Origin of the sequence: Trinickia symbiotica, assembly GCF_003028655.1 — a bacterium.
GTDB classification, from domain to species: Bacteria; Pseudomonadota; Gammaproteobacteria; order Burkholderiales; family Burkholderiaceae; genus Trinickia; species Trinickia symbiotica_A.
Genome location: NZ_PYUC01000016.1, coordinates 57,493 through 75,680 on the forward strand (window position 1 = coordinate 57,493; position 18,188 = coordinate 75,680).

At 61.6% G+C, this 18,188-nt stretch carries 13 protein-coding genes; 5 read left to right on the top strand and 8 right to left on the bottom strand.

Translation table 11 applies throughout. The features are described from left to right. Positions 1–22: 22 nt before the first annotated feature. A complete protein-coding gene (locus C9I57_RS26315; protein ID WP_107153525.1) occupies positions 23–1,465 on the top strand; it encodes an aldehyde dehydrogenase family protein in 1,443 nt (480 codons plus the stop codon). A 126-nt stretch (positions 1,466–1,591) separates the two neighbouring features. On the opposite strand, the gene C9I57_RS26320 is transcribed toward C9I57_RS26315, so the two are convergent. Further along, positions 1,592–1,795 (bottom strand): DUF1289 domain-containing protein, encoded by a 204-nt coding sequence (locus C9I57_RS26320; RefSeq protein ID WP_107153526.1) that lies wholly within the window; start codon positions 1,793–1,795, stop codon positions 1,592–1,594. 445 nt (positions 1,796–2,240) lie between these two features. Between C9I57_RS26320 and C9I57_RS26325 the strand changes: the two genes are divergently transcribed. The 4 genes from C9I57_RS26325 (at position 2,241) to C9I57_RS26340 (ending at position 6,364) form a co-directional block, all read left to right on the top strand. Beyond that, entirely contained in the window at positions 2,241–3,335 is a 1,095-nt protein-coding gene (locus C9I57_RS26325) for a polyamine ABC transporter substrate-binding protein (protein WP_026229846.1), read from the top strand. Positions 3,336–3,465: 130 nt separating this feature from the next. After that, positions 3,466–4,620 carry an ABC transporter ATP-binding protein gene (locus C9I57_RS26330; protein WP_440130251.1) on the top strand — a complete coding sequence of 385 codons (1,155 nt, stop codon included), beginning with the start codon at positions 3,466–3,468 and terminating at the stop codon, positions 4,618–4,620. After that, entirely contained in the window at positions 4,617–5,546 is a 930-nt protein-coding gene (locus C9I57_RS26335; protein WP_107153527.1) for an ABC transporter permease subunit, read from the top strand. The genes C9I57_RS26330 and C9I57_RS26335 overlap by 4 nt, the downstream gene beginning before the upstream one ends. Then, a complete protein-coding gene (locus tag C9I57_RS26340) occupies positions 5,546–6,364 on the top strand; it encodes an ABC transporter permease subunit (RefSeq protein WP_107153608.1) in 819 nt (272 codons plus the stop codon). Before C9I57_RS26335 ends, C9I57_RS26340 begins: the two co-directional genes overlap by 1 nt. 127 nt (positions 6,365–6,491) lie before the next feature. Here the strand turns inward: C9I57_RS26340 and C9I57_RS32530 are convergent, their stop codons facing one another. The 7 genes from C9I57_RS32530 to C9I57_RS26370 all read right to left on the bottom strand — a co-directional run bounded on the left by C9I57_RS32530 (position 6,492) and on the right by C9I57_RS26370 (position 18,167). Next, complete coding sequence (locus C9I57_RS32530) at positions 6,492–7,655, bottom strand: hypothetical protein (RefSeq protein ID WP_146166266.1); 1,164 nt, start codon at positions 7,653–7,655, stop codon at positions 6,492–6,494. A gap of 34 nt (positions 7,656–7,689) precedes the next feature. Beyond that, a complete protein-coding gene (locus C9I57_RS26345) occupies positions 7,690–8,439 on the bottom strand; it encodes a hypothetical protein (protein WP_146166267.1) in 750 nt (249 codons plus the stop codon). Positions 8,440–8,751: 312 nt separating this feature from the next. Beyond that, the gene (locus tag C9I57_RS26350; protein ID WP_146166268.1) at positions 8,752–9,666 is read right to left on the bottom strand and encodes a hypothetical protein; all 915 of its coding nucleotides are present in this window, start codon (positions 9,664–9,666) and stop codon (positions 8,752–8,754) included. Positions 9,667–9,687: 21 nt separating this feature from the next. After that, positions 9,688–11,796, bottom strand: coding sequence for an eCIS core domain-containing protein (locus tag C9I57_RS26355; protein WP_107153530.1), 2,109 nt, complete (start codon positions 11,794–11,796; stop codon positions 9,688–9,690). A gap of 535 nt (positions 11,797–12,331) precedes the next feature. Then, the gene (locus C9I57_RS26360) at positions 12,332–13,780 is read right to left on the bottom strand and encodes an efflux transporter outer membrane subunit (RefSeq protein ID WP_107153531.1); all 1,449 of its coding nucleotides are present in this window, start codon (positions 13,778–13,780) and stop codon (positions 12,332–12,334) included. Positions 13,781–13,782: 2 nt separating this feature from the next. Next, positions 13,783–16,992 (bottom strand): efflux RND transporter permease subunit, encoded by a 3,210-nt coding sequence (locus C9I57_RS26365; RefSeq protein ID WP_258187827.1) that lies wholly within the window; start codon positions 16,990–16,992, stop codon positions 13,783–13,785. Then, on the bottom strand, positions 16,989–18,167 hold the full coding sequence (locus tag C9I57_RS26370) for an efflux RND transporter periplasmic adaptor subunit (protein ID WP_440130247.1): 1,179 nt from the start codon (positions 18,165–18,167) through the stop codon (positions 16,989–16,991). The genes C9I57_RS26365 and C9I57_RS26370 overlap by 4 nt, the downstream gene beginning before the upstream one ends. Positions 18,168–18,188: the final 21 nt, after the last annotated feature.

Genomic DNA, 18,188 nt, shown 5'->3' on the forward strand with positions numbered 1-18,188 from the left:
CAACCGAAAAGGCGGGGCCGCGATGAAAACGTACGCGCACCTTTACGTCGGCGGAAAGTGGCTCGAGCCCGCCGGAAGCGGCACGATCGATGTGATCGATTCGGCCACCGAGGAGGTCATGGGCCGCATTCCCGAAGGGACGGCGGCCGATGCCGAAGCCGCCGTCGAAGCGGCCAAGCTCGCTTTCGATGGCTGGTCCGCCACGCCGCCAGAGACGCGCGCGGAGTATCTGCAGAAAATCGCCGAAGCCGTCAAGGCGCGAACCGAAGAGCTGACTCAACTCATTTGCGGCGAAGTCGGCATGCCGATCAAGCTCACGCGCGCCATACAGGTCGGGTCCGCCGTCTACAACTGGAAAGCCTACGCCAGGCTCGCGCGCGAGTTTCCATTCGACGAGCGCGCCGATAATTCGCTCGTCGTGCGCGAGCCTGTCGGTGTCGTCGCGGCCATCACGCCGTGGAACTATCCGCTCAATCAAATCACCCTGAAAGTGGCCCCCGCGCTGGCTGCGGGCTGCACCGTCGTGCTCAAACCTTCCGAAGTCGCTCCGCTCAATGCATTCGTCCTCGCGGAAGCCATCGAGGAGGCCGGGCTGCCTGCGGGCGTCTTCAATATCGTCAGCGGCTATGGCCCCGTCGTGGGTGAGATCGTGGCGAGCCATCCGTTCGTCGATATGGTTTCGTTCACGGGCTCGACGCGCGCGGGTAAGCGTGTCGCGGAGCTGGCGGCGGCCACGGTCAAGCGCGTCGCGCTCGAGCTCGGCGGTAAATCGGCCTCGCTCATTCTCGATGATGCCGATTTCCCGACCGCCATCAAAAGCACGGTCGCGGCCTGCTATCTGAACTCGGGGCAGACCTGCTCCGCGCACACCCGGATGCTCGTGCCCGAATCGCGATACGACGAGGCGTGCGCGCTCGCGAAAGCCGCGGCCGAGGACTATGTGGTGGGAGACCCCCGCGACGAACGAACGCGGCTGGGCCCGCTGGCATCGGCCGCGCAACTCCAGCGGGTGTATGGCTACATCGAACGCGGCATCGCGGAAGGCGCCGAGCTCATCACCGGCGGCACCGGCATGCCCGATGGCATTTCGAAAGGTTTCTTCGTGAAGCCGACAGTCTTTGGCGGCGTTCATCCCAAGGCGACGATCGCTCAAGAGGAGATCTTCGGCCCTGTCCTGTCGATTTTGACGTATGAAGACGAGGGGGAGGCCGTTCGTATTGCCAATGATTCGCCCTACGGGCTCTCCGGCGCGGTCTGGGCCGGGGACGACGACCGAGCGCTGCGCGTGGCGCGCCGCATTCGGACTGGCCAAGTCGAGATCAACGGCGGGACTTGGAATATGGAAGCGCCGTTCGGTGGCTTCAAACAATCGGGATACGGCCGCGAGAACGGCAAGTACGGCCTCGAGGAGTATCTCGAATACAAGTCGATGCAGTTCAAGCTCGTGAAGCCGGGCGGCCGATAGCGGGCGGCTTACTCGGCGAGCCGGGCTCGCCCGATGCCTCGGGCAACGCAGCCGGCCGTTCGGAGATACGCCGACCACACAATTCGACCCGGCCGCCGTCGTCCGCCGCGGGCCTGAGCGGCGTACTTAAAGCTTGTCGTACTTGAACCGCACGGCTGTGCCTTCACGTTCGATCCGCGACCACACGGCGCGCTTCTCGTCGTCCGACATGAAGACCCAGTTCGAGACTTCCATTGCGGTCCGCCCGCAGCCTTTGCAGACGTCGTCGAAGAGCGTGGAGCACACGCCGATGCAGGGGCTGTCCGGGCGATTGTGGAGGTCTGAAGGCATTGAAAGGTCTGAGGCATGCGTGGAGCCGTCATGTTAACCGATCCCGCCGTCGGCTCCTCGCTTCGCCGTTCGATCGGTGCGACGCGTCGGCCCGCCCTCTATTGGTGCAACCGGAATCGACGGCTGATGCCCCGGTTGCGCCTCGGCAACGCTTCCCCTCCGGATTTCGTCGCGACAAACTGGCCGAAAGGTCAAAAAGCTATTTTTTCAGCTAGACACCGGCCCATAACCGGCTAAAATTGCGCGCGATTTGGGGGAGCGAAGCGTGCCGGGCATGGCGATCGCTGTGCGGTTTGCGCGACAGCCGGGCTTGCCTGCTGGCGTTTTTTCGTTCGCCAGCCACAATTGGTGATAGGTTTCGAAGTTTTTGGAAGGGGCCGCGCGCGTGGCGCTGCGGTGTCGAGCGGGCAGACGGCCGGTACCGGCCGGCGGATCGGAGAACGGAATGGGAAAACGGGTAATGAGCGGGCTTGCGGCGCTCGCGCTGTTGGCGGCACCGTGGGCGATGGCGAAGGACACTCAGCTGAACGTCTATAACTGGTCCGACTACATTGCCAAGGACACGATTCCGAACTTCACGAAAGAGACGGGCATCCAGGTCAAGTACGACAACTACGACAGCGACGATACGCTGCAAGCGAAGCTGCTGACGGGCAACTCGGGGTACGACATCGTCGTGCCGACGAGCAACTACGCGGGCAAGCAGATCCAGGCCGGCATTTTCTCGCCGCTCGACAAATCGAAGCTGCCGAACCTCAAGTATCTCGATCCGCAACTGATGGCGCTCGTTGCCGGAGCCGATCCGGGCAACAAGTATGTCGTGCCGTGGGCGTGGGGCACGACGGGTCTTGGCTACAACGTGACGAAGGTCAAGCAGATCCTCGGCCCGAAAGCCGCGCTCGATAGCTGGGACATTCTCTTCAAGCCGGAAAATATCTCGAAGTTGAAAGCCTGCGGCGTCTCGGTGCTCGACGCGCCGGACCAGATGTTCGCGGCGGCACTCCATTACATCGGGAAGGATCCGTACACGACGAACCCGGCCGATTACCAGGCCGCGCTCGCGATGTTGAAGAAGATCCGCCCCTACATCACGCAGTTCAATTCGTCGGGCTATATCAACGATATGGTCGGCGGCGACATCTGCTTCGCCTACGGCTGGTCGGGCGACGTCGTGATCGCCAAGCATCGCGCGATGGAAGCGAAGAAAGCGTACGAGATCGAGTACTACATCCCGAAGGGCGGGGCGCCTGTCTGGTTCGACGTGATGGCGATCCCGAAAGACGCGGCGCATAAGGACGCCGCGCACGAGTGGATCAACTACATCGAGACGCCGCAAGTCAACGCCGCGATCACCGATGCCGTCTATTACCCGACGGCGAATGCCGAGGCCAAGAAATACGTGAAGCCGGACATCGCGAAGGATCCGGCCGTCTACCCGCCGCCGGACGTCGTCAAGACGCTGTTCCTGCTGAAGCCGCTGCCGGTCGATATCCAGCGGCTGCAAACGCGGCTCTGGACCGAATTCAAGACCGGTCGCTGATTAGCCGATAGCACGCGATGGAACGGGCGAAATGCCGACACGCTATCCGAAGTCGGCAGCCCTCGTAATTGAGCCCCCGGAACCCAGCCGGGGGCTTTGTACGTCAAACGATGGAGTCATGCAGCAGATCATGAGCGATCAGTCGGTCCGGCAGGCGGCGACCGCCGCGCGTCCCACGTCGACAGTTCCGGCTTCGGCCGAGAACTTCGTCCAGATCGTGGACGTGGTGAAGAAATTCGGCGAAACGGTCGCCGTCCGCAACGTCAGCTTATCGGTGGCGAAGGGCGAGCTCTTCGCGCTGCTGGGCAGCTCTGGCTGCGGCAAATCCACCTTGCTGCGGATGCTCGCCGGGTTGGAGACGATCACGTCGGGCAAGATCCTGATCGACGGCGAGGACCTGGCCCAGATGCCGCCGTACCGGCGCCCCGTCAATATGATGTTCCAGTCCTATGCGCTCTTCCCGCATATGACCGTCGAGGCGAACGTCGCATTTGGGCTGAAGCAGGAGGGCGTGGCGAAGGCGGAGCTCAAGGAGCGCGTGCAGGATGCGCTCGAACTCGTTCAGATGACGCGTTTCACCAAGCGCAAGCCGCATCAGCTTTCGGGCGGGCAGCAGCAGCGCGTCGCGCTCGCCCGCTCGCTCGTCAAGCGGCCGAAGCTGCTGCTGCTCGACGAGCCGATGTCGGCCCTCGACAAGCAGATTCGGCAACGTACGCAGATCGAGCTCGTCAATATTCTCGATCGCGTCGGCGTCACCTGCATCATGGTCACGCACGATCAGGAAGAGGCGATGACGATGGCGAGCCGGCTCGCCGTCATGAGCGAGGGGCAAATCGTCCAGCTCGGCACGCCGAACCAGGTTTACGAGTATCCGAACACGCGATTCTCGGCCGAGTTCATCGGCTCGACGAACCTTTTCGACGGCCATGTCGTCGAGGATGAACCCGATCATATTTTCGTCGAAACGGACGTGCTGCCCTGCAGGCTCTATGTGAACCACGGCATCACGGGTCCGCTGGGGATGCCGGTCACGATTTCCGTGCGGCCCGAACGTATCGCACTCACGCGCAAGCCGCCCGAGGGCGCTTACAACTGGGGGCGCGGCACGGTCGCCAACATCGCGTATCTCGGCGGGTATTCGCTCTATCACGTGAAGCTCGATTCGGGTAAGACCGTGATCGCGAATGTCTCGAGCCTTGCGCTTTCCGAGATCGAATCGCCGCAATTGAACGATGAGATCTATGTGCGCTGGAGCGCATCCGCCGGCGTGGTGCTGACCGCATGAAACAGATGATGCTCTCGTTCGCCGCGTGGCCCGCGCGGCGCTTCAGGCTGACAGGCAACACGGCCGTCATCGCCGGCCCGTTCATCTGGCTGCTGCTGTTCTTCTTCGTGCCGTTCCTGCTCGTCGTCAAGATCAGTTTCGCAGAGCTGCAGCTCGGCATACCGCCTTATACCGAGCTCGTCAGCATCAAGGAGGGCGTAGTCCAGATTTCGCTCAATCTCGCGCACTATGCGTTCTTGTTGAGCGACAGCCTTTACTTCGCGACCTACGTCAACTCGCTCATCGTCGCGGCCGTGACGACGCTGCTCTGCCTGCTGCTCGGCTATCCGATGGCCTACTACATCGCGCGCTCGAGCCCGGGTTCGCGGAACATTCTGATGATGGCAGTGATGCTGCCGTTCTGGACTTCGTTCCTGATTCGCGTGTACGCGTGGATCGGGATTTTGAAGAACAACGGGCTGCTCAACAACTTCCTGATGGCGATCGGCCTCATTCACGCACCGATTGAGCTCTATCGCACGAACACCGCGGTCTACATCGGGATGGTCTACTCGTATCTGCCCTTTCTCGTCATGCCGCTTTACGCGCACCTCGTGAAGATGGACCTGACGCTGCTGGAGGCCGCCTACGATCTCGGCGCGAAGCCGTGGAAGGCTTTCGTGCAGATTACGTTGCCGCTTTCGAGGAACGGGATTATCGCGGGCTGTCTGCTCGTGTTCATTCCGGCTGTTGGCGAGTACGTGATTCCTGAATTGCTCGGCGGTGCGAATACGCTGATGATCGGCCGGGTCATGTGGAACGAGTTCTTCAACAACGCCGACTGGCCGATGGCGTCCGCCGTGACTTGTGCGATGGTGATACTGCTGCTCGTCCCGATGGCGCTTTTTCAGCACGAACAAGCCAAACAACTCGAAGCTCGCCGATGATCAAACCGAACCGCACGTTGCAGCTGATCGCGCTCGGCATCGGCTTCGCGTTTCTCTACATTCCGATCCTGAGCCTCGTCGTCTACTCGTTCAACGAGTCGCAGCTCGTCACGGTTTGGACGCGCTTTTCGACGCGCTGGTACGCCGCGCTTGCTCAGGACGACGAGCTCATCACGTCATTCTGGCTGTCGCTGCGCATCGCGCTCGCGACGGCGTTCGCTTCGGTGGTCATCGGCACCTGGGCCGGTTTCGTTCTCGCACGCATGGGGCGATTCCGTGGGTTCACGCTTTTCACGGGGATGATTAACGCGCCGCTCGTCATTCCCGAGGTGATTCAGGGCATTTCGCTGCTGCTGCTATTCATCGAGATGGGCAAGTGGCTCGGCTGGCCGGAGGGAAGGGGATTTACGACGATCTGGATCGGGCACGTGATGCTTTGCATGTCGTATGTGGCCATCATCGTTCAGTCGCGCGTGCGCGATCTGAATCCGTCGCTCGAAGAAGCAGCGCTCGATCTCGGGGCGACGCCGCTCAAGGTGTTCTTTGCCATCACGTTGCCGCTGATCTCGCAAGCGCTGATGGCAGGGTGGCTGCTGTCGTTCACGCTCTCGATCGACGACCTTGTGCTGTCCGCGTTTCTTTCCGGGCCAGGGTCGACGACGCTGCCGCTCGTGGTTTTCTCGCGCGTGAGGCTTGGGTTGAATCCCGAGATGAATGCGCTGGCGACGCTTTTCATCGCCGTTGTGACGGTCGGTGTCGTCGTGATCAATTACTTCATGCTTAGGGCGGAGAAGAGGCGTTTGGTCGCCGTCGCTTGACGGATGTCCGATCGCCTTCGATCGCGCGATCGTCATCCCCAGTGCCAGCGAAACTTGCATGGTCAACCTGGTGTCATCGGTTTTCAGCGATGCACCGGCGGCGCTGACCCGGTGCGCCGGTACCTCTTCATTCTTGCCGATCTTCGGATTCAGATTTCATCTGATAATGAATCCTTCTGAACGCGGAATCAGGTGGTGTCGGATATAGAACGTTATACCCCCACGCGTTATACTCATCCTCATTTTTGGGATCAGAAGGATTGTTTGCCAAATGATGACGCAATGCTTCTTTCGCGCTGCGAATTAACGACGCATACTTGGCGTCCTTTTCGGGTGCATGAGTAGTCCCCTTTGCATACTTTGATCGCACCACGTCGATCGATTTTCCATGACTAAAATGGTCCTTGCCTACGACAGCGTAAGCATGTTTCGGCCACGGGTCCACGATCACGCATCTGTCGTACGTCCAATACGCCTTGCCTATACGGCAAAAGGTATGCCCCGGCATTTGGGCTATTTCGACGACGTATTCCGAGCTGAGCAATATGCGTGCTTGGCTGTATGCAAACATTGCCATATGATCACAATTTGCGGCTTGCGCGGTCGCAGCGACAAGCATCCCGGATCGCGGCTTCGCGAAGAAAGCATGGGGAGTTAAATCACGGGTGGTTTGATAGGCAAAACCCACGCGCTGATGCGATCCGGGCTTTATAAACCGATGATTCCCGCTGCCATACAGAAATGCGCTTTTCGCACTTGCGATGATTTCGTCGCCTATATCGAGTAAGTACTTCTGTTCTGGGTCCACCGGCTCCGATTTGGTTCTCTGCGTTACCTCGTGGTCGAAAAATGGGTGGGGCAGCGGTACGGCATGTTGAGGCGGTATTGCTTCAGTACCGACGGGTTGATAGAAGTCGGTTAGTGCGGGATGCGACGCCTGACCGGCGTCATTCGCCAAGCTCTCGCCAGGCACGTATTGCCACGGTCGACTTTCGAACTGTCCGTCGTGCGCGCGCAACGCGGTATCGAATGTGTCAATAGATGATCCAGCGGCCTGACCGTGGTTCGAGGCACTCGGTGGCTGGAGAGTCGTATATGTGCTTGGCGTGCAACCTTCATCCGCCGCCAATGCCGACGGACTTTCCGGGCCGAATTCGAGCGGCGAGGGGGTTCTAGTCAGGCGCCGCAGGAACATCCCGGCAAAAGGATTGCCTTCCTGATCCTGCACCGGCTCTGCAAATCGCCGCTCAGGGGCCGATGCGCGCATTTGATACGGGTGATGTCGTTGCATTTGGGCATCATTGTGTTGAAGGGCTGTGAGGATATTAGCAACCGGTCAGCCAATCCACAGCCGGCGTTGATTTCAACCGACCTCTACTCCGTTGCTGCACAAAATCACGCAATGGCGTCGCGTTAAAATCCTTGTAGTCCGTTCCCTTTTCCAATGCCTTTGCCTTTTCCTTGGCCCGGCGTGCTTCCACCTTCTTTGGGTCCGGTTCGAATTCCGGGAACAGCTCGGTTCTAATTCCCTTGTTCAACGCCTCTGTTGCTTCTGTGACTGCCACCTCGCCGCCACCAAAGGCGAGAAAACTACCGCCAAGCGCCGCCCTCACCATGTACGAGTCCCCCTCTGGGGATGTAACGTTCCAATCGTCCTCTGGTCGTTTTACGTAGATGACATGCTGACAAGATGGCGAAATTTTCGTACCCCATCGCTGCGCCTCCGACGACACAATACCGCGCGTGGCGATTCCCTCCTCCCTTGCCAGATCGTAGACCCGCCCAATACCCTCGTCGGTAGCGCCCGCGACTACGATCAGGTTGTGCCGACCATGTTTTTTGATTTTTTGGTTTAGGATCTCCCGGAATTGACGGTCAAGGTGTGCCGGATCGGCATACCCGAGCCCCGAGAAGCCTGCAACCACCAATGGATGCTTCGATCCAATGCTTGAACGAAGGTCGTCCTCCACCATTTTGGAATAGCGTGTTGGCATGCCTGTGCGCAAATAGTGACGGTTTTCGCCCGTATCCGTATGCGTGGCGGCTTGGTAAGGTACCGGCACCGGGGGCTTCAACGCTGTACTCGGTGCGGATCGTACTCGTGGCGGCAATGTATAAGTCATAGTTGAATTCAAGAATTCCCAATAACAATATGCCGATTATAGACGTCGTCCGATCCCGTATGTGCGGCGCGCGTGTACGAACGCGATAGAGATTAACCTAGGTTGATTTCCCAATATTTAGCGATTTCGACAGGTAACCGTGTAATACCTGCAATGACATCACGTGTCCGCCCATTCGCGTACATTTGAATTGGTCTTCCGCAATACTGGAGTTCGGCCCCAGACAGATTCACGGTCCGGGTTATGGCGCTTGCCGAGCGGACATCATTGTGTTGCGTTGAAGGCGTACCGCTGGGCCGGCCGATATATCGCTGTGGGGGACGTCTCGTAAGAGGCTGTCCTCGACGCCGTATAGTCTGCCGCTAACGACAAGGTCGTACCTAACATCCAGAGAACCGAGGACACCGTGCCATACCAGCTGGCGCTCGCCGAGTCATTGCTTTCGGATGCCCGTGTAGCCGCCGCGGCCAGGGCGGCCGCCGCGACATTCGCCGCACCGCTCGCCGCCGCGGCCGTCCTACTGAGCCTGTTGTTCGACGCGTCAAATGCTGCGCGCCCTATCGTCGTAATCGCGCTGGCCTCCCATATTGCCGCACCGGCATAGTCGAGGACGGCCTGAGTGCAGCCGGAGGTGAACGGCGCAAGTGTGCTCACGAAGCCGGCACCGAGGTTCATCAGGTTGTTAGTAGTCGTTGGCAGGCTGCGAAGCGGCGAATTGCCGAGTTCGGACATGGCCGCGCTGCTCATCCAGAGGACGCCGCTTGCCGCATCCGCCCATGTCGCCGCCTGGGAAGGGAGCCGGAACCCAACAAGTGCCAGCCCCGCCGCGGTATAGTCCGGCACCGGTGCGTACCTGGATATCCGTTGCTGCAAGCTGCTCGCGCCTTCCTGCGCCGGCGGGGAAGGCATGCCAAAGCTGACATGGCCTTCGATCGGCGCCGACGTACTTGCGCGTGCTGGTGCTACGGATGGACCGTCGTTAACAAGAATCGCCGGTGCGCTGTTGCGTCGCGCCAACGGTGCCATGGCGTAGTTGGCGTAGCGCAGATCCAGTGAATCGAAGCGCCTCAACGCCGCATTTTCCGGCGAGTCGATCGCACGAATGGGGGCATCGCCGCCGTTGTGGCGTTCCGCATAATATTTTCTTCCGCTTGATGCTCTTTCGAGGCTGCGCACCATAGGGTCTCTATACAGAGCCGCTCACTGCAAGAACCGGTAGTCCACCGCTACCACATTCCGATTTAGTGGAGTCAACGCCGACTCATGTGACTCGTGCCCGGGTCCCTCCGGCGATTCGCCACTTGTAATCGCCCGCAAGCTTCCGCGGCCGCCGAGAATTACAGCGGTTGACGCAGCGAGCATATCCTCGCTGTCGCCATTCTCGTATAGCACCCGGAGTTGCAGGAACATGCCGGGCGGCATGTTGGCCCGGATTCTGAAAACCAGCTTATGGAGGCCCCGCTCCGTCAATGGTTGCGAGCGCCACGTGCCCCATCCGGACGAGGATGGAAATTGGGCCACCGGCGTGCCAGTCGAATAGGGCACCAGCGACGATTCCCTCCGCAGTGTTTCTGTGGGATCTTCCCGCCAATGTTCCGTCTTGACTTGCTTGTTTTGCGGAAAGTACGTCGTCCATCCATCGGGCAGGATGGTCTCTGGCACCTTGGACAGGTGCGCGACGAGCTGCTCGATGTACTCATGCGCGGCCCGGGCTCCGAACGTGAAATATTGGTCTTGCACCTTCTCCAAGGCGCGGATGGCTGTCTTGAGCTCGTTCAGGCGACTGAATTCAATGACTTCATACAGCTTCTTGAGTGGTGTCTCCAGGGGGTTAATCCCCTTCTTGGGCTTCGTCTGGATTTTCCACTCCCCCTCCAGTTGCAGTCGCAATTCCGCCAGATGAATCCCTGTACGTGCGGACAACGCCTTGTTAAGCGCCGACGCGCTGTTCGCCTCTTCCTTAGCCTTCTTGCCTTGCTGGACAATTCTGCTGCCCGTCGATGACAGGCTCATCTTGGCGAGCTGCCCGAGCACTGCCAGTGTGAGATCCCACAAGTTCTTGGCGTGTTCGGGAGAAATGTCACTGTGGGGCAAAACCTCTTGGCTGCCGGCGCTTGCCACCGGCGCTCGTTTCGTGTCACTCAGCTCTAGAAGCTCCAACGCGGTCGCGATGATGGCATCGAGCAGCTTATTGTCGTACTTGCGAGCGACCTCCAGCTTGAGGCTTTGGTCAGTCGCCCGATCGCGGGTATGCTCGTGCGAGCCGAACACTTTCTCTACCACGTCGTCGTCTTCACCGGACTGCGCCGCATATTCGAACGCCAAGCCGGAGGAACCCGTGACTGCGAGGTGAACCCCGAGCTTGGCCAGCTCGTTTTGCAATTTTTCTGCGAAGCCGGCTGAATTGCACGCGAGGAGGATCAGCCTGCCGCCGGACCGCAAGCCGCCTTTTTTCAGCAGCGCCGCCATTGACGCGGGCGTCTTCCCCATGAAGTCTCGTTCGGCCTCCGCATGTCCGACCAGATAGTTGTCCTCGTCAAAATCGACACGCTGGGTTTCGAGGCTTTCGAGCCGGTACTCGTTCATGCCGCGGTGCCTATTTTTCAGTATCGCGACCTGATTGCGGATTTCCATCGGCGAAAGCAACGCTTGGGCGCCCTTTTTCTGGAACGTCTGACTGTCGAGATTGCTGTCGGCGCTGGTCAGGATGACGCGCTGCACGGGAGCCGACTCTGCGGGAGACTGCATCGCAGTGACGGGCGGAGTTCCGCCTGCTGCCGCCTGGGGACGGCTGGCTTTCGCGCCCATCGCTTCAGCTTCGGCTTCGAGCCGACGCTCGTCGTTCAAGGCGACGCCGCCCTCCGTACGTCCGGTGGTTCGGACTCGGCCTTGTGCCTGCTGCACCAAGTGCCACGCTTCGTGAGCCAGATGCTTTTCCTGTCCTGCTGCAAGGTAAATGTGTTTGCCTTGTGCGTAGGCGAGGGCTTGCAAGGCCGCTGGCTTCCGCGAGTTGAAATGCACCTCGACCTGATCCATTCGAACACCCGATAACCGCTCCACGCCGGCCTTGAGTCCCTCGGGCAGACCCGAGCGCATGGCAGGCGACAGCGTAGCGCCCGGTTCGGCGGGTGCCGCTGCGTCACGACGTTGAATGGGAGTCGGCGCATAGTGGTAGCGCTCGACCGAATGCAGATAGCATTGACCGGCGGACGTCTCCGCGCCGGATTCCGCAGTGGTCGGCTGGGCCTGCGGGCCATGAACTTGGTGATTTTTTACTCTTGCCGGCGCCTTGCTGTGAAATATCGCCATCAATTTTCCCTACTCGAATTTCGCCATTTCCGCATCGGCTCGCCAACGACGGCGTGCTGGAGGACAAACTCATCCATGGATAGAAGTGGCGGTGCATGCGTCCCTGGGGCCGACGAACGTGCCGCATGACGATCATTCCACAAAACGACAAAAAATCCTTTGACCCGGACGCAGCCATCGCGAAATGCGCACATCTGACATTCGTACATTCGCTCGGTGGTATGCTTCAACGATCCGATCAGGGTCTTTGACTATCTTCTATTTCAGCTCGTAGCGATTATAGGTATTGGAATTCGAGGTAACAATAAATAATCGGGAGTTGAATATCTCAATTTCTCATATTTTGGGATTTATAAGCGTGAGCGTGAGCGTCTCTCCCGTCGCTTGAAATAGCACGGCGTATCGATAAAGAGAGCGCGAATTTTTCGCTCGAATCACATCGAGCTCTGGATTGAGGTCAGGCGGCCACATACCCTCGACTCGCCATTTCGCCCAAGTCAAGCCGGAGATCACTGCCCGTTGGCGTCCTCCCGGTTCAGGGATGTGCTGCGACAGGGTTTCCGCCCATCGCCTGGAAAAGCGCAGCAGTATCGGAGAACCAAGCGCTCGTCGCCCGGACGGCATCGAATTCCGCATTGAGATATCCCTGCTCGGAAGATCGTTCGACCGATGGCGGCAACGCGCCGAGGCGCCGGCGCGCCGCGGTTTCGTCGAATGCGCTACGGGCGGTTCGAGCTGCGGCTTGCGTGGACGCCGACGCCTCAGCATCGTGCTCGAGCGCCGCAAGCGTATCCGCGACATTCTGAAAGGCCGACAGGACCGTCGCCTTGTACTGCGAAACGGCGGCATCGTAGCTGTCGATCGCCGCGCGCCGCTGCGCGCGCAGCGCTCCGCCATGAAAGATCGGCTGCGAAATCCCGGCGCCGAGGCTCCAGATCGCGCCGGCCCCCGAGACCGCAGCCGGCCAGCTGAATCCGCCCTGGCCCATCGAGGCCGTCAGCGAGAGGCTGGGAAATAGCTGTGCCGTGGCTGCGCCGACCTCCGCCGCGGTTTCTTTCACCAGGGCATCAGCCGCCCGGATGTCGGGCCGCGTGCGCAACAATTCCGACGGTACGACGACGGGCACATGCTCCGGCAGCGTCAGGCTCGTCAAGTCGGGAATGGCAGGAGCCGCATCGGGCGTGCGTCCGATCAGCACGGCAAGCGCGTGGACTGCCGTCGCGCGTTGCTGCCTCAAGCCGGCGAGCGTTGCGGCGATGGCCTGAGCGCTTTGCCGGGAGGCGAGCGCCTGCGTATGCGGCACCGAGCCGAGCGCGTAGCGTCGCTCATCCTCACGGGCGGTTTCGTTCGCCAGCGCGACGAGCCGCTCGGTAATCGCGATCTGTTTATCGAGCGTCGCCGCGCTGATCACCGCGCCGACGATATTGGCGGCCAGCGCTCGCCGTGCCGCCTCGAGCTGGAACGCCTGTTGGTCGATACGCGCGCCGAGCGCCGCATTGGCGTAGCGCACGGCACCGAACAGGTCAAACGTGTAGTGCGCCTCGATCTGACCGACGAATACGTCGTAGGTCACCGTGTTGGGGCCCGCCTTCGGTATGCCGAGGTAGCGCTCGCGCGTGACTTGTCCCGCGGCGTCGATCGTGGGCAGCAGCGACGAGCCGATCTGCGCTCGCAATTGCTCATGCGCCGCCGCCAGCGACTTCTCGGTTGCGGCCAACGTCGGGCTCGCGCGCAAGCCCTCGTCAACGAGCGCATCGAGGGCATCGGAGCGATATAGGCGCCACCATTGCGGCACGGGCTGCGCGCCGATATCGAACTGTTGCGCGACACCTGCCGCCGTGGCCGTCCGCGCCGGTTGAGGCGCCGCGCCATAGTGCGCAGGCGAGGGCATGGCCGGCGGTTCGCCGCTCGGGCCGAACGAACAGGCGGCGAGAACGAATGCGGCGCTGGCCGTAAGGGTGAACGTGGCGTGCACGAGCCTCATGATCAGTTCTCCGCGTGCTCTGGCTCAGCCGGCAGCGCATCGCGCTCGTCGCGCCGTACCTTGAAGGAGGCTGCATAGAGCGCCGGCAGATAGAAAAGTGTCAGCACGGTGGCGCTCGTGATGCCGCCCATCAACGCGGTCGCCATCGGACCGAAGAAGTTCGAGCGCAAGAGCGGAATCAGCGCGAGCACCGCGGCGGCGGCCGTCAGCGTGATCGGCCGAAAACGCCGGACCGTCGCACCGACGATTGCGCTGAAGCGCTTCTGGCCCGCCGCGATGTCCTGCTCGATCTGGTCGACGAGAATGACCGAGTTGCGCATGATGATGCCAAACATGGCGATCACACCGAGCATCGCGACGAAGCCGAACGGCTTGCCGAAGAGCAAAAGCGCAGCGACGACGCCAATTAATCCGAGCGGCGCGGTCAGCACGACCATGAGCACGCGCGAGAAGCTTTGCAGTTGAATCATCAGCAGCGTGAAGACGGCGATCACCATGAGCGGCATTTGCGCGTTGATCGATGTCTGCCCCTTTGCGCTTTCTTCGACGGAGCCGCCGACTTCGATCCGATAGCCGAGCGGCAGTTGCGCTCGCTCCGAAGCGAGCGTGCGATCGAGGTCGTGCGTCACGTCGATGCCTTGCGCGTTGCCCCGTACGTCGGCCTGCACGGTAATCGTCGGCTGACGGTCGCGCTCCCAGACCACGCCGTACTCGAGACCGTTGCGCAGATGCCCGAGCGCGCCGAGCGGCACCGGCCCGTTCGGAGTTGGCATTGCCAGGTTCATGAGGTGCGCCGGGTCGACGCGTTCGCGTTCGGGCGCGCGCAGATCGACACTGATGAGTTTGTCGCGCTCGCGATATTGCGTAACCGTGTACCCCGACAGCGTCATTGCGATGAAGCTCGAGACATCTTGCGAGGTCACGCCGAGCTGGCGCGCCTTGATCTGATCGATCTCGAAGGAAAGCGAGCGTTCGGCCGGCTCGTCCCAATCGAACTGAACGTTGCGCGTGCGCGTATCGGCGCGCATCGTGGCCGCAACCTTCTCGGCGATCGCGCGCACGGTGCCGATATCGTCACCGCTCACGCGAAACTGGACCGGAAAGCCGACGGGCGGGCCGTTTTCGAGTCGCGACAGCCGCGTGCGCACGGTCGGGAAATGGTTCTCCAGCGTGGTATCGAGCCAGCGCGCCAGCTTGTCGCGGTCTTCGACGGTTTTTGCCGTGACGACGAATTGGGCGAAGTTCGGCTGCTGCAACTGCTCGTCGAGCGGCAAATAGAAGCGAGGCGCACCCGTGCCGACGAAGTCGACGAAATGGTCGATTTCGGGCCGGCCGTCGAGCGTCTTTTCGAGGCGCTTCGCTTCGCGCAGCGTCGCTTCGAACGAGGCGCCCTCGGGCAGTCGCACGTCGATGAGCAACTCGGGCCGGTCGGAACTCGGGAAGAACTGCTGCGGCACGAGCGCGAAGCCCGCCAAGGCCACGATGAAGAGCGCAGCCGTGATGGCGAGCACGATCCATCGACGCTCGACGCACCAGGAGATCCACGTCGACAACCGCCGATAAAACCGAGTGTCGTAAATGTCCACTTCATGTTCAGCATCGTGCTGGTGCGGTGGTGCCGAGCCTGCGGCGCGTTGCTTCGCATGCTTGTGCTCGGGCAACAAGTGATAGCCGAGCAACGGGATCAGCACGACGGCGGCGAACCACGAAGCGATCAACGCGATCGCCGATACCTCGAAGATCGAGCGCGTGTACTCTCCGGTGCTCGATTTCGCGAGCGCAATCGGCAGGAAGCCGGAGACGGTCACGAGCGTGCCGGTCAGCATCGGAAACGCCGTGCTCGTATAGGCGAAAGCGGCGGCGCGGGTGCGTTTCCATCCCTGTTCGAGCTTCACTGCCATCATCTCGACGGCGATGATCGCATCGTCGACCAACAGCCCGAGCGCGAGCACGAGCGTGCCGAGCGATACCTTGTGCAACCCGATGTCGAACAGGTACATGCAAAGCGCAGTGACGGCGAGCACGATCGGAATCGAGATCACGACGACCATCCCCGTCCGCACGCCGAGCGAGATGAGGCTTACGACGAGCACGATCGCGACCGCTTCGCCGACGGCTTCGAGAAAGTCGTCGACCGAGTGCGCGACGGCGTGCGGCATGCTCGACACTTCAGTGAGCTTGAGACCGGCCGGCAGATGCGCGCGCAGCTCCACGCACTGCGCGTCGAGCGCCCGGCCGAGCCGGATCACGTCGCCGCCCGGCTGCATCGTCACGCCGATGCCGAGCACGGCCTGGCCATCGGCACGCATTTGCGTCACGAGCGGGTCGTCGTAGCCGCGCTTGATCGTCGCGATGTCGCCGAGCCGGAACGTCCGATGGTTGATGCTGATCAGCATGTCGGCGAGCGCGCGTACGTCGCCGAACTGACCGCTCGGCCGCACGAACACGCGATCGTCCGCTGTCGTCACGGTGCCGGCCGCGGCGACGGCGTTTTGCGCGTTGATCGCCTGAGCCAGCTCGGTAGGCGATATCGAAAGCTGCGTCAGCTCCGCGTTCGAGATTTCGATGTAGACGTGCTGGTCAGGATCGCCGAAGTAGTCGACCTTGGCGACGCCGGGCACGCGCAACAGCACGGTGCGCAATTGATCGGCGTAGTCGTGAAGCTGAGCGGGCGAAAAGCCATCGCCTTCGAGTGTGTAGATATTGGTGTAGACATCGCCGAATTCGTCGTTGAAAAACGGCCCGATCGTGCCCGGTGGCAGCGTCGAAGCGATATCGCCGACCTTTTTTCGCACCTGATACCACGTCTCCTGCACATCGGCTACGGGCGCCGAATCCTTCATGTTGAAGAAGATCATCGATTCGCCGGGCCGCGAGTAGCTGCGCAGGAAGTCGATATGCGGCGTTTCCTGCAGCTTTCGGCCGATCCGGTCGGTGATCTGCTCCTGGACTTGTCGCGCCGTCGCACCGGGCCACAGTGTGCGGACCACCATCACGCGGAATGTGAAGGGCGGATCCTCGGATTGGCCTAGCCGCGTGTAAGCGAGGATGCCGGCCAATGTGGCGAGCGCGATCAGAAAGACGACGAGTGCCTGATGTCGCAGCGCCCATGCGGAAAGATTGAAACGGTCCTCGCTATGAGCGCTCGGCTTCAAAGAGGCGTCGCGCCCTGTATTCTCATCGTGCGCCTGGCCATGCTCCGCCGCACTCATGATCCGATGTCCTCGGGATGAAGCGGCGCGACCGCGCGAACGTGCTCGCCGGCACTGACCGTGTGCACGCCTTGAAGCACGACGCGTTCGCCGTCGTGCAAGCCGCCCGAGATCGAGATCGTGCGCTCGTCGTAGCGCACAACGGTGACGGGGCGCAGCTCCAGCCTGTCGGCGCCCGCGCGCACGATCCACACGGCCGGCCGCTGACCGTCGTGGAATAGCGCCGTTGCGGGCAATGTGAAGACGTGTTCTGGCGCTTCATCGACGGAATCGAAGGCAACGACGGCCGTCATCCCGAGACGCAGGGCGGCGTCGGCCGCCTGCAACGTGAGTTTGACCCGATAGGTGCGGCTTTGCGGGTCGGCTGAGGGCGAGACCTCGCGTACGCGCGCGGGGAACGTCTTTCCCGGTAGCGCGGGTAATGTGATTTTGGCGGGGCGCCCGACCGCCAACCCCGAAAGGACGCGTTCCGGTGCATCGCAAACGGCGTCGACATCGCCGCTCCAAGCGAGGTTATAGACGGCTTGACCCGCCGTGACGTTCTGGCCGGTGTCCGCGTTTTCCTCGGTGACGACGCCAGCGTGGTCCGATGTCAGCGTCGTGTAGGCGAGCTGGTCGGCGGCGAGGGCGAGTTGCGCTCGGGCCGAATCGCGCTGCGCAAGCGCCGACGCGTAGGCGTCCTGCGTTTGCTCCCACTGCGTCGGCGCGATCAGATTTTCCTGCGCCTGCGCGCGATCGCGGTCGAGCTGCTGCTTCGCGTAGACGAGGCGGTGTTCGGCGGCATCGAGCTGTGCCTGTGCGCTTGCGACGTTCTTGCGAGCGTCGGCTGCATCGAGCCGTGCAACGACCTGGCCTGCCTTCACGCTATCGCCGAGCCGCACCAGGCGATCGACGATCTTGCCCGCGACGCGGAACGACAGCACGTTGCTGTAGCGCGCCTCGATCTGGCACGGCAGCGACGCGACGGGCGGGCGACCGTCGGGGTGCACGGCGAGCGCGACGACGGGTTTCGGCGCCGGCGCGGCGGCTTGGCGCGGATGACAGGCGCTCAACGTCAAAGCCGCGCAGACGGCGAGCACGGTGCCGGCTCGAAGCCGCTTGCGTTCGCTCGCCGAAGCAGCGACGCAAGCGCGCCTGCGCGCCGGATTCGACGCATGGGTTCTGACACGACTCACGATGCCTGCCTTTGAAGTGAC

What these genes read in the sequence shown, in the direction of transcription:
- C9I57_RS26315 (WP_107153525.1), top strand. Translation starts at nt 23, where the DNA reads ATGAAAACGTACGCGCACCTTTACGTCGGCGGAAAGTGGCTCGAGCCC.
- C9I57_RS26320 (WP_107153526.1), bottom strand. Translation starts at nt 1,795, where the DNA reads ATGCCTTCAGACCTCCACAATCGCCCGGACAGCCCCTGCATCGGCGTG.
- C9I57_RS26325 (WP_026229846.1), top strand. Translation starts at nt 2,241, where the DNA reads ATGGGAAAACGGGTAATGAGCGGGCTTGCGGCGCTCGCGCTGTTGGCG.
- C9I57_RS26330 (WP_440130251.1), top strand. Translation starts at nt 3,466, where the DNA reads ATGAGCGATCAGTCGGTCCGGCAGGCGGCGACCGCCGCGCGTCCCACG.
- C9I57_RS26335 (WP_107153527.1), top strand. Translation starts at nt 4,617, where the DNA reads ATGAAACAGATGATGCTCTCGTTCGCCGCGTGGCCCGCGCGGCGCTTC.
- C9I57_RS32530 (WP_146166266.1), bottom strand. Translation starts at nt 7,655, where the DNA reads ATGCAACGACATCACCCGTATCAAATGCGCGCATCGGCCCCTGAGCGG.
- C9I57_RS26350 (WP_146166268.1), bottom strand. Translation starts at nt 9,666, where the DNA reads ATGGTGCGCAGCCTCGAAAGAGCATCAAGCGGAAGAAAATATTATGCG.
- C9I57_RS26355 (WP_107153530.1), bottom strand. Translation starts at nt 11,796, where the DNA reads ATGGCGATATTTCACAGCAAGGCGCCGGCAAGAGTAAAAAATCACCAA.
- C9I57_RS26360 (WP_107153531.1), bottom strand. Translation starts at nt 13,780, where the DNA reads ATGAGGCTCGTGCACGCCACGTTCACCCTTACGGCCAGCGCCGCATTC.
- C9I57_RS26365 (WP_258187827.1), bottom strand. Translation starts at nt 16,992, where the DNA reads ATGAGTGCGGCGGAGCATGGCCAGGCGCACGATGAGAATACAGGGCGC.